We start from the raw sequence: 11,914 nt of genomic DNA, 5'->3' as shown, positions 1-11,914 counted from the left end.
ATTATGACATCTGCTACCCCCACTGTAAAGATGGGGTTTTCTTGACGCTTACTGATTAATGATAAAGGCTTCGTTGAGGCCGGTTAAAACTCCGCGATTAATCTTCACATCCCACTCTTTCAAAGGTTTTCCTACAGCTTCAATTTTTGCTTTCAGGGCAATCTTGGCGCTATTTCCAATGAACCATGAGATGCTTGAGAGATTTTTTAACTCAACGTTATTCTTTCCGAAATATTCAGAGAGTTCATCGCCCTTTTTGTAGTCGTTTTCAAAATGACAGGCATGGAGTTTGTTTTCATTCGGCTTGTTTTCGATAATGAGAATATTTGTGTCCACTGTCGCTGCTTCAAAAACTTTAAAACCGCCAAAATCAAGCAACTTTATCGGATTCCTACTTGCAAAGTAGCCACGCAATTTGTCGCCGTAGCCCGCACGCATCCATTTGTTAGAAGTTATAAAAGAGAGCAATCCCGTTTTTTGTTTCGCAAGTTTGAGAGCACGTTCATAAAAGAGGCAGTAAATATCGCCAGTCTTGGCAAACGTTTGATAGCCTACACCTTCGAGGTCTTTTTGTGTTTGAGTGCGTGCGAATTTTTGAATTTGCACATATGGCGGATTGCCAATCACCGCATCAAACCCGTCCTCAATCCCGAACATCCAGCTTCTATTGAAAAATGGAGCTGGTTTGGAATCGTCAAAAGGGTCCCAGCCATCTATTTTCTTTGAAAAAAAATCTTTGCCAATAAGGTCACGCTTGATTAGCTCTAATGACATTATAAACATGCTGTCTTGTATGCTCTTAAATTCTTTTTTCAAATTATCTTTGTCTTTTTGATTGAACGACTCAAAGTATTTACGCCTGACATCGTGTAATTCCTTTAGTTTTGTCTTAAAGGGATTAAGTAGAAGACCGCCGCCCTTGAGCTTTCCAGTTTCTATTTTTTCGATAAACTCGTCATACCCTAAATCTATCAATGAATTTGCCGTAACAAATTTAAAATCAAGATTAGGCAGCGGTTTAATATCATCAGATGGTGCATCGACGATAAGAGAAAGCCAACATCGTAATCGGCTTAATTCAGTAGCCATTGGTTGAATATCAGCGCCATAAATTGAGTTTTCAATAGTTCTCAGCTTATGCTCATAAGGTTTGGTCTTTTGGTCTAACTGCTGTTTCAGTGCTGTAATTTTCTGAAGCATACTGATAGGAAAAGCTCCTGAACCACAAGCCGGGTCGAGTACCTTGATTGCGCCAAGTTTATCAAGCAATGCCTTTGCGTAATGCTTCAGACTATCCTGAGGCGTCTCGGTATGAACAAAGTCTGCAATTTCCTCATCTGTTATTGTCTTGATTTTCTTACTTAGCGGATACATGGATAACTCGTCCATTCCACGAGGCACTGTTTTAAGATACCCTATAAGGCTCTCCTCTACCATAAATTCCACAATCTCTCTTGGCGTATAATACGCACCAGTTGATTTCCTTGCCGATTCTCCGGTTTCAGGATTTTGCTCCGCAAGAAGATTTTCAAAAATACGTCCCAGCATTTCAGGGTCAATCGCTATCTCAGAGCTTGAAGATGTGTTTTCGTCAATCGTAAAGTTATATTTTTCAAGAGTATCTCCAAAGAATTTCTTAAACCAGTCATCCGGTATATATAGTGCCCAATTGCCGTGATAGTCGTTAGTCTGAGCCTCAAACAATCCGCCATTTAGAAACGGATAGTCTTTTATTGATTCAGGAAGGTCTTTTTTTCGCTCCGACTTGGGTTTATTAAACACTTCAAAGAACAGAGGTTCTAAAATACTGTGATAGTAATCTTGGATATTTCCAACTGCATATGAGGATAGCACTTCGTCTGAAATGATGCCCTTCTTTTTTAAAAACCAGCAAAATATTATCCTGCCTATTAACCTTATGGCAAACCATACCCTGTCCTGTTTATTTGTCAGTATGCCTTTGCACTGAGATAAGTGTTCCGTAAGTGCGTCAAAGACAGTCTTAATTTCGGCATAGAACTTTTTATTGACAATCGATATATCAAAGGCTTCCCATAGTGCCTTCCACAGCCCGGACGGCTCTTTGAGCTGTTGAAATAATCCACTGGTATTAAATTTTGTTTCGACTTCTGTTAGGATATAATCATACGTCTTAAACCATTTCCCAGCCTCTAAGGAAAGCGTCTTAATGCGTACCTTTTTACCTTCTTTACCAGATATGACAACCTTCAAAACATCAGCGCTTTTATTGCCAAAAAACCAGATGATATATCTGTCGGCCTCAATGCCTCCGACAAACTTTCTTGTTACCCTTTCGATGTCAGACTTGGAAATCTTTTCATCGATCCTCATAAAAAAGAAAAGGAGCTGTGATACCTCACCTTTCATCAGACATATAGGGCGTATTTCCTTATGTTTATCAAGGGTAGGATGGTCGGCAACAAGCCGCAATGTCTCACCGCCAAACTCATTTTGCTGTTTAGCATAGGGAAGCACACTGTCCCAGTTGACCGGTTGTCTGACTCCAAAACGTTCAATCAAGGCAGCACACAATTCCTTGTATGGTAATTTGCTGTTGTCGCTTACAATATCTCGTATCGTCATATTCTATTATAACCCTTCCCTGTCTCAAGTGCGTGGTAGCCATACCATAATACAGGCTCAGGAGATTCCCTTTGTACCTCATTTTTTATCAGATTGGCGCTTAACATTGCAAGGGTATCAAGCAAGTCTATTGAGACTTGATTCTCGTATTTTTTGATATATGACCGTATCCTATTATCCACGGCAATATTTTTTGACGTGAGGAGATTTTGCATCCGGTTTATGTTGTCTGTCGAGTAACGCTCGGCGTTTTCCTTCAGAAGTCTTAGCAGGTCTTCTTTGTACCTTGCCAGCGATGTTATGCCGCCTGAACGCTTTACACCCTTGAACGATTCAAGGTCAACATCATCTATTGTAGATTGGTAAGCTCTTTCGGCTTTGAATATCTCCATAGCCTTAGTTTCCAACGCCAACTTTTCAGTAAAAGTCAATTGTTCGGTTTGTTGCACCTTGTCAAAACTTCTAATTTGCCTCAATGCTATCAACTGGTTGGACTCTTTAGATACCTTTATTCCATTTGTACGTATGAATTCGAACTCACCCTGACCGACGTTGAAGGCAAGGAGTTTTTCAGAGCCTTCCAAAGTATGAATTCCGCAGTATTTATTGAAATTGAGATTTTTAATGTACTCTTTTTCCTCGTCAGGCGCTTTTCTCATAAACTCCCTGAGGTCGTTTTCAAAAACTTCGTCAAATGCAAGGTCATTTTCTCTCTCAAGCTCTTCAACAGCTTGTTTCTGTTTTTCTTTATCACCGGAATAAAGTTTATCAATCAATCCAAACTGTTTTTCGGTAATCTGCTCACCCAAGATACTGCTGTCAATACCAACGCTGTAACCAATAACCTTGATTTTATCCTGTAGTTTTTTCATAAGTTTTAAAAACTTGTCGAGTTGAGCCTCTGGACGGAAGTTATAGATAAATACTTCGTTAAATGTCGAACCAAGCCGATTAATCCTGCCATTTCTCTGAATCATCTTTACTGGATTCCAGTGAAGGTCGTAATTTATGATTACTCCGCAGTCCTGAAGGTTCTGGCCTTCACTTAATACGTCAGTGCTGCAAAGGATTTGTAACTCCGGTTGTCCATTAATCAATCCGTTTATTGGGATTTGTTGTTGAGATTTTGGCGAAAATCGCTGTACAATCACCTGTTTATTATTACTCGTCTTGCTTTTTAAAAATGCTATCTGGTCTTCTCTAAGGCCAAGCTCGGCGATAAAAGATTTATTCAACTCTTGCATCAGATAATCGATTGTAGTGGCAAAGTATGAGAAGATGAGAACTTTTCTGCCCTTGAGTGTTTTATTAAGCAAGGACTTTAGACGATTGAGTTTAGTGTCAATTTTTATATTCGAAAGAATACTCTTCATAAGATTTATAATATCTTTGTCCTGCTGAATGGACGTTCTTATATTCTCTACTTTATAATCACTATGTTCTATTTCAATGTAAGGATTTTGCATTTTATAAGAGCTATCGTATTTTTTCTTTTCCCGCTCTCTCATTTCAAACTTCTCTATTTCGTCAAAGATTAAATCAAGTGTATCCTCATCTGGTTCGTCCATGTGGCGCACCATAGCTTTTTGCAAAATTATTGGTTTGACGATTTTTTTATGATTAAAAAACAACTGCTCAAAATTCGAAAGATATAATTCATACTTCTCAATTCGTTTTTTGAATGTGTAAACGGATGAGTCAAAAGACTTGAACATGCTTACTTTCATTACGCCGGTGAGGCTCTTACGCGCATTAGCCTGAAATTCCTCTTCGTCAGTCTTTTCGAGTTTTTCTGTAAGATAACTATAAGGAATCAGTTTGAGACCTTTAATCGCCATGTCTATAAAATGAAATAAAGACTCGAACTCTACCTGATATGTTTTTTTCCTCTTCTCTTTATCTCTATACTTAAAGAATGCTATTATTCCTTCTTTTTCCTCTATTGCCTCATCGCTTTCTGTTATTTCTTTGGTGAAAAAATCGTATAGGAACTTGTTTTCACTTTCATACGTCCTGAGTTTGTCGCTGATAGCCCGCCTTGCCTCCTTGCTATCTAATTCATAAAGGACATTCTCAAGGCGTTCCTCAGGAAAGATAATTGGTTCTCCGTTAAGTGTGGCGTCAGGAAAATCCTTTTTGACTTGATGTTTCGTTCTCTTAACCATTATCTTATTGAGTATAGGGTACAGGTCTGCGAATACATCCTCAGAGTCCCTAAGTTTAAATTCCCTCTGAGTAGCTCCAAAGAGAGATATGATATTCTGGATTCCAAAATGAGCGAAAAATTTCTCGTCCCCGCCCTTAGCAAGGAGAATCTGATTAGCAAGGTCTTTTATTCCATTGCTCACGGGTGTGGCCGATAACATTAAAACCTTTGGTAATTTATTGCAGAATTCATTTTCGGTAAGAAGCTGCAAAAGGTTTTGGAAAGACTTACTTCCTTGTGTTTTAAAGTTATGGCTTTCATCTATTACTAATAAATCGATAGCGTTGTCGCTTTTTGATATACGCTTTTTTTGCCGGAGTTCTGTTTTTATGGCCATGAAACTGCTTTCTTGTGCGAATTCAGTAATAGAGTAAACAGGGGCACTTACTGTTATCCCTTTTAAGTGTTCCTTCCAGTCATCTCTAAGCGATGCAGGGCAAACGATTATGGCATTTTCCCTCATATAATAGCCGTAGTGCTCTATGACTTTGCGGGCAATAAATGACTTACCTAATCCAACGCTATCACCGACAAGACACATGCCGATTTTTTAATTCGCAAGTTTAGACATCACTTTGCGGAGGCTTTCTTCCTGAAAGAGCGTCAGGTTGACGCGACTTTCAAATCTTGATTCGCCCTTCAGCTCTTCTTCTATCTCTATATGTTCTCCATAGATTTCATAGAGAATTCTTATATACATCTGATAAGGTGAATATGTGAGGTTACCGAATTTGCTAAGGCCAAGCACTTCCATTTTGAATGCCTGATTCCATTCGATGTTCATATCATCGTTCCAGAGTTTCTCGAACCAGCTACGGTGGCTTGGATTCTGAGTAGCATGTTGGGGAATGTAATTTACTATCCTGTGGTCAGACTCAATGTCATTTAACTCCGTATTGCCGATAAGGCCGCTTCTCGTAAAATTCGAGCTGCCGATGATGCCAATAGAGTTTTCCTTGTCAGAACCGATGATATAGCATTTGGCATGGAGAAACGCTTTTTTATATAATCTAACCTTGATTCTTTCGGAGTCGAGATGTGGATTTAAGAAACTTGCTACTTTTTCATATTCAGGTTTAAAGGGAAGCTCCTTTAGGTCTGCTTTTATAAATCCTTCAGGAAACGACTGGTCCAACTGGCCTTGTCGGACTTTAGGTTCTTCTCCTATAAGAAACCTTACCGTCGAAAGAGGATTACTTAGAAAAGTCTCCAGAGCAGGTAGCAATTCAAGCATTCCGGGCAAATCCCAATATCCCGTAGCAACGGACAGCTCAGTATAGTTATTTGACGTAAGGAGATTGGTCAAATAAGTTTTAAGTAGAAACTCTGGTGTAGAATTATCGAGGATTTTTGGATTATCTTTCACGGCTTCTTATTCGCTCCTTGGTTAATGTCATACCTTAATCGAATCCCTATAAGCCTTTTTGATTTCCTCTTCAAGCAAAGCAAATATGAAGATTTCTCTATATCACCCATGCCTTGTTATAGCATTTTAAATGGAATTTCAACAAGTATAAGGACGCGCGCGTTGAGTAATTCAAAGTATTTTTAGCCCGCATGGCCCTCAATATTGCCCATAGAGGGTATGTCTTTAAGATAGGCGGAATATTCATGGAAGCCACAGGCAATGAGATACTTGAAAACGAGGATATAGCCAGAGCGTTTCTGGGTGGATAATACAAAACATTCATGAATTAGAGTGAATATTCGCCCCCGCCCATGAACATCCCATCCAACACCTCGTTGCGTTACCCGCTAACCCAAGAAAAAATTTGCTACTTAATGTCCAATTAGTTTAATATACGGGTTAGACTAAATCTAAAGGTGAACAGGAAAAAAATGAAAAGACAAGACATAAGAAACATCGCAATAATTGCCCACGTTGACCACGGTAAAACTACGTTGGTTGACGCCATGTTCAGACAGTCTGGCGTGTTTCGCTCCAATGAAAAGGTTCAGGAACGCGCTATGGACAGCATTGACCTCGAAAGGGAACGCGGTATAACCATAATGGCCAAAAACACGGCCGTTTTTTATGAGGGCGTCAAGATTAATATCGTTGATACGCCTGGACACGCGGACTTCGGCGGCGAGGTCGAAAGGACTCTCAAGATGGTTGACGGTGTGCTGCTGTTAGTGGATGCCTCAGAAGGGCCGCTTCCACAGACACGCTTTGTGCTGAAAAAGGCCCTTGAGCTTGAACTGCCACAGATAGTTGTGATAAACAAGATTGACCGACCGGACGCCAGGATTCAGGCCGTCGTGAACGAGGTATATGATCTGTTCATTGACCTTGACGCGGTAGAAGAGCAGTTGGACTTCCCCGTTGTCTATACAAATGCCAGGGCGGGAACTGCCGCGCTCCACCCGGAAGATAATGCCGACAGCCTTAAACCCCTGTTTGAGGCTATATTGCAGAGGATTCCCGCTCCGGACGACAAAAGAGACGAAATCCTCCAGATGCTTGTAACAAACATTGACTACAGCGACTATGTCGGGCGCCTCGCCATAGGGAGAATATTCTCCGGTACCGTAAAGGTAGGCGATATGGTAACGGTCTTGCTGGATAAAAATGAGTTATCAAAAACAAAGGTAACGTCTATGTTCACATTTGAGGGTCTCGGGCGGACAGAGTCAAAAGAGGCCTGTTCAGGCGACATCATAGCCCTGTCCGGCATTGAGGGCATTAACATAGGCGACACGGTGTCAAACTACGAAAGCCCGCGGGCGCTGCCGCGCATTAAGGTGGATGAGCCGACGATTTCTATGGTTTTCTCCGTAAACACGTCCCCGTTCGCCGGAAAGGAAGGAAAATACGTTACGTCACGGCAACTGCGCGAAAGGCTTGAGAAGGAACTCCTCTATAACGTATCTATAAAGGTTGATTTCTCAATGATGGACAGTTTTGAAGTAATGGGCAGAGGGGAGTTGCAACTTGCGATTCTCATTGAGATGATGCGCCGCGAGGGCTATGAACTCTCTGTCTCAATGCCCACAACGATTACAAAGGATATTGACGGCGTCCTCCATGAGCCGATGGAAATACTTGTCATAGATATCCCGGAAGACTTTGTCGGAGTGATTACAAAGCAGATAGGAATGAGAAAAGGCCGCATGACAAAGATGCACAACAATGGATTTGGCCGCGTGAGGCTGGAATTCAGGATACCATCAAGGGGATTGATAGGATTTCGCTCACAGTTTTTGACCGACACCAGAGGTACAGGCCTGTTAAACCACCTGTTTGACGGCTATGAGACGTGGCAGGGTTCTCTGACCAGACGCCAAACCGGCGCGCTCATTGCCGACAGGGCGGGCAGGGCTACGGCATATGCCATATTCCACTTGCAGCCGCGCGGCGCAATGCTCACCGCTGAAAACACACAGGTCTATGAAGGCATGATCGTTGGGGAAAACTCAAGGGAAAACGACATAGATGTAAATATAGTCAAAGAAAAAAAGCTGACCAACATGAGGGCCTCAGGCGCGGATGACGCCCTTCTGCTCGTCCCTCCACGCCCGATGAACCTCGACCTGGCCCTTGAATTTATCAAAGAAGATGAACTCGTAGAGATTACCCCTATCTCCATACGCCTAAGGAAAAAAATCCTTCAGGCAAACAAACGCCCAAAACTGAAACAGGCAAAGGAGTAACCACAGGGCAAAAGATTAACGACGAAGGGGGGGTAACCCCCCCTTCACCCCGTAAATCCCTGCACGTTGGCTATGGCTTGAGCAAGTTCGGTCAGGTCGGTGATTTTAGTACAGTTGACGCCGTTAAATATCTCAATGTCCCCCTTTACTCTGGCAATAAACGGGACGTGATTTGCCGCCGCGGCTCTGTAGTCACTCATAGCGTCGCCCACATAGATGGCCGTGTCGGGGTGTATGCCATGTGTGTCGAGAATTTCCTGTACGATTGCGGTCTTCTTTTTTGGAGCGCCGTGGACTGCCTTAAAGTAGTTCTGCATTGCCCTGTGTCTTATTATCTCCTCTATCTCTTCCTGCGGCGTGGCGGTAGAAACAAAACATGTATAAATACTCATGGCATAGCCATTCAAAAACTCCAGCGCGCCCTTCACAAACGGCGCACGAGATACCTCATCCACAACAAGTTCCGCAAACTGCCCGCAAAGGGCATCGAATCGTGCGGCAGAAAGCGGCCTCTCCAGTATCGTTTCATAAATGTAGCGAAACTTGTCGAACCTCGACACACCCGCGTTTTGCAGGTGGTACTCTACAACCCTGTCCATAACTGTCTCGCCCTCAGGCTCAAAGACCCTCGCAAACGCCCGCGTCTTTATGTCCACTGATTCGACCAGTACGCCATCAAAGTCAAATATAATATACTTAATCACTAAACAACCCTACCGCGGTGCATGGGGCGCTGTCAAGCGCTTCTATGCGCAGGGGAAAAACGGCGACTTCCCTTAAAGACGCAAGTTCCATAGACAGGTTCATGTCCTCAATCAGTAAAATCGGGGCATTTTGCCCGTCGGGGTCTAAAAATGCCCTATGCGTAAGCCTTCCCAACTGGCGGTCGGCATAAGGGGACACCGAAATCCAGTCTAACCCCACCGCCCGCAGGTGGGGATATTGTTTACGTAAATAAAACCCCACATCAGGGGCGATGCCGGGATTCTCTTTTACATACGCCTCCTCGTGCCTTAGTTTGCACCAGTCTGACTGAATCAACAGGAGGTCTGTCCGCGTATTTACACCACGAAGTTCTCGTATCACCCCTGAAGGTTGTAACGAGACCCGCATGACCTGAGGGTTCTTAAAGAACCAGAATTCGGGCGAGTACTCAGAAATCTTCATGCCGTTATTAAAAAAATGATTCGGCGCATCAACATGTGTGCCCCAGTGGTTTTCCATCGTAAATGAAAATACATTTGCCGCGTCCCCCTGTGCGATGGATTTACGGGTTTGAATCGCGATAGACTGCGCGCCGCCGTAAACAGGGGTTGTCCCTTCCGCCAGGGCGTATGATAAGAATTCATATCTCATGTCAGGACTTACTCATGTCAGGACTTATCTTTGGTTGAACAGGCATTACCTTTGACCGAAATGCCGTTGTAGATTTGTAACGGCGTTATTGCGCTATATAAGTTATATATGGTTTCAAGGATACCCTGTCCAAGGTCAACATAGGTGTGGGAGGTCAATCGCCTGCCGATTTTTGGGGCAAAGGTGTATGGGGTTATCTCGTAGTGCAGGTCGGTATCGGCTGGAAGGAATTCGATTTCGATCTTATTATCAAGCATCTCCTTTATCATGAACAGGAGGTCTTTTATCCTCATCTGCTGGTAGCCGGTTATGATTATGTGCTGATTTGCAAACTCTTCGGCAAGTATCTCCACACTGCCTCTTGCCGCGTCGTGTATGTGGATATATTCCCTAAGTTCTTCGCCGTCGCCGTTGCGTGTTATCTTCCCCTCTTTCAGTGCCTGTGTCAACATCGTATAGATGATGTTTCTGCTGTCTGCCCTTGGGCCATAGAGTGAGCCAAAGCGCAGTATTGTATAGGGCAGGCCAAACAGCTCCCTGTAGTTTTCGATTAACAGTTCACAGGCCTGCTTCGTGCTTCTGTATATAGAGCCTGCCTTGCTGTAAACGTAAAGGGAACTGGCAAAGACGAACCTCTTCACGTTTGCCTTTCTGCACGCCTCCAGTATGATAGCGTTTCCAAGTATATTGTAGCGTACCCCTTCCAGGGGCTTCCTGCTTGCCTCATCTATGTCAGCGATACCGGCAAAGTTATAGACGTAATCACACCCCCGGACAACCGTCTCGACGGCCTGCTCATCTAAAATGTCGCCAACTACCATTTGCTGCGAGCCGCTCAGGTACTGCGATTGCCTGATGTCATAGATAAACACCTCATATCCCGCTGCATCAAGGCAATCTGCCACATGGCTTCCAAGAAAACCCGCTCCGCCAAAAACCGCAACCCTGCCTGCTTTAGGCACTGCCCAGCCCCCGTAACAGGTTCTCTGTGGACAGCCGTTCCATCTCAACGCGCGATTCAACCGCGTATGAACCCACATGCGGGGTGAGAATGATATTTTTCAACTCCCTTAAGTTGCCCTCATAGGGTTCACTCCTGAATACATCAATCGCCGCTCCGCTTAGATGGCCACTTTTCAGGCCGTCAAACAGCGCGTCCTCGTCCACTGTCCCGCCGCGTGATACATTGATAAGCCAACCGCCTTTTTTCATACGCGCAATCTCACCCGACCCCACAATCAGATCCTTTGAGGAGACATGAATAATCACTATGTCAGCAAATCCCAGCAGCTCGTTCAGTGGTAAACGCCGTATTTGGGGCGGCTCGTCCTGAACAATCGGGTCAGTAAAGGCAATCACGCATCCCAATGACTGTAACAGCGAGGCCGACGCCCTTCCAATCCTTCCAAATCCTATGATACCGATGTTTTTTCCGGCCAGCAGATTGCCCATGAGTTTCTCCCACCTGCCAGCCCTGATGGCGGAGTCCATTTCGTTTATTTTCCTCATGAGATTCAATATCAGGCCGACTGTCAACTCGGCAACCGCGCGCGTGGGCGCGTCAGGGGTGTTAAAGACCTCTATCCCAAGCCTCCTTGCCGCCAACATATCAACATTGTCAAGCCCTGTCCCGCATCTGGATATTACCCTTAACCCTGGCAGTCCCTCCAGCACATCAGCGCTCAACGGTTCAGTGCCTGCTATAATCCCAATAGAGCCGCGGCAGAGCTGCACGATCTCCTCTTTTTTTAATTTCCTGCCATAAGGGTTTAGGACAATTTCAAAGTGAGCGTGCAACGGTGCCAGAGATCTATCGTCGTACTTGCCGAAGGAGGTCGTCGTTATAGATATCTTTGCCTTTTTCAAGTGGGTGTCCTTTTCAAGTTAGTGTTCTTTTCATGTCAATGTTCAGCCTACGCCTATGCTATCACAATAATTACGAAAATATCTACATATCCCGCAGCCGGAGCACTGAAGCCGCCAACGAGGGGATAATCCCCCGTCTTGTCGGTGGCAGCCCAAACGCGATAGACAAAGCGTGGCGAAATTTACGGGGTGAAGGGGAGGTTACCTCCCCTTCGTCGTTAATCCGTG

Annotated in this window: 8 protein-coding genes; 1 reads left to right on the top strand and 7 read right to left on the bottom strand. The window is 44.0% G+C overall.

From position 1 onward, the window contains the following. Positions 1 to 48 precede the first annotated feature (48 nt). Genes AB7D94_RS05700 through AB7D94_RS05690 form a run of 3 tightly spaced genes read right to left on the bottom strand, consistent with a single transcriptional unit; the run spans position 49 to position 6,044 of the window. Positions 49 to 2,604, bottom strand: coding sequence for an Eco57I restriction-modification methylase domain-containing protein (locus tag AB7D94_RS05700; RefSeq protein ID WP_420264769.1), 2,556 nt, complete (start codon positions 2,602 to 2,604; stop codon positions 49 to 51). Further along, the gene (locus AB7D94_RS05695) at positions 2,601 to 5,351 is read right to left on the bottom strand and encodes a helicase-related protein (protein WP_420264768.1); all 2,751 of its coding nucleotides are present in this window, start codon (positions 5,349 to 5,351) and stop codon (positions 2,601 to 2,603) included. Before AB7D94_RS05695 ends, AB7D94_RS05700 begins: the two co-directional genes overlap by 4 nt. Before the next feature lie 9 nt (positions 5,352 to 5,360). Next, positions 5,361 to 6,044 (bottom strand): phospholipase D-like domain-containing protein, encoded by a 684-nt coding sequence (locus AB7D94_RS05690; RefSeq protein ID WP_420264767.1) that lies wholly within the window; start codon positions 6,042 to 6,044, stop codon positions 5,361 to 5,363. A gap of 605 nt (positions 6,045 to 6,649) precedes the next feature. Between AB7D94_RS05690 and typA the strand changes: the two genes are divergently transcribed. Then, a complete protein-coding gene (typA, locus tag AB7D94_RS05685; protein WP_420264766.1) occupies positions 6,650 to 8,464 on the top strand; it encodes a translational GTPase TypA in 1,815 nt (604 codons plus the stop codon). A 44-nt stretch (positions 8,465 to 8,508) separates the two neighbouring features. Here the strand turns inward: typA and AB7D94_RS05680 are convergent, their stop codons facing one another. From AB7D94_RS05680 to AB7D94_RS05665, 4 genes are read right to left on the bottom strand one after another with little or no spacing between them, the layout of a single operon-like run. Next, on the bottom strand, positions 8,509 to 9,168 hold the full coding sequence (locus AB7D94_RS05680) for an HAD family hydrolase (RefSeq protein WP_420264765.1): 660 nt from the start codon (positions 9,166 to 9,168) through the stop codon (positions 8,509 to 8,511). Continuing rightward, positions 9,161 to 9,820 (bottom strand): cyclase family protein, encoded by a 660-nt coding sequence (locus tag AB7D94_RS05675; RefSeq protein ID WP_420264764.1) that lies wholly within the window; start codon positions 9,818 to 9,820, stop codon positions 9,161 to 9,163. Before AB7D94_RS05675 ends, AB7D94_RS05680 begins: the two co-directional genes overlap by 8 nt. A 17-nt stretch (positions 9,821 to 9,837) precedes the next feature. Next, complete coding sequence (locus AB7D94_RS05670; protein ID WP_420264763.1) at positions 9,838 to 10,782, bottom strand: NAD-dependent epimerase/dehydratase family protein; 945 nt, start codon at positions 10,780 to 10,782, stop codon at positions 9,838 to 9,840. Then, a complete protein-coding gene (locus tag AB7D94_RS05665; RefSeq protein WP_420264762.1) occupies positions 10,775 to 11,686 on the bottom strand; it encodes an NAD(P)-dependent oxidoreductase in 912 nt (303 codons plus the stop codon). The genes AB7D94_RS05670 and AB7D94_RS05665 overlap by 8 nt, the downstream gene beginning before the upstream one ends. Between the last annotated feature and the right edge of the window lie 228 nt (positions 11,687 to 11,914).

The organism is Candidatus Magnetominusculus dajiuhuensis (assembly GCF_046044395.1).
Lineage (GTDB): Bacteria > Nitrospirota > Thermodesulfovibrionia > Thermodesulfovibrionales > Magnetobacteriaceae > Magnetominusculus > Magnetominusculus dajiuhuensis.
This window is presented reverse-complemented; position numbering and strand designations above follow the sequence as displayed.

What these genes read in the sequence shown, in the direction of transcription:
- AB7D94_RS05700 (WP_420264769.1), bottom strand. Translation starts at nt 2,604, where the DNA reads ATGACGATACGAGATATTGTAAGCGACAACAGCAAATTACCATACAAG.
- AB7D94_RS05695 (WP_420264768.1), bottom strand. Translation starts at nt 5,351, where the DNA reads ATGTGTCTTGTCGGTGATAGCGTTGGATTAGGTAAGTCATTTATTGCC.
- AB7D94_RS05690 (WP_420264767.1), bottom strand. Translation starts at nt 6,044, where the DNA reads ATGCTTGAATTGCTACCTGCTCTGGAGACTTTTCTAAGTAATCCTCTT.
- typA (WP_420264766.1), top strand. Translation starts at nt 6,650, where the DNA reads ATGAAAAGACAAGACATAAGAAACATCGCAATAATTGCCCACGTTGAC.
- AB7D94_RS05675 (WP_420264764.1), bottom strand. Translation starts at nt 9,820, where the DNA reads ATGAGATATGAATTCTTATCATACGCCCTGGCGGAAGGGACAACCCCT.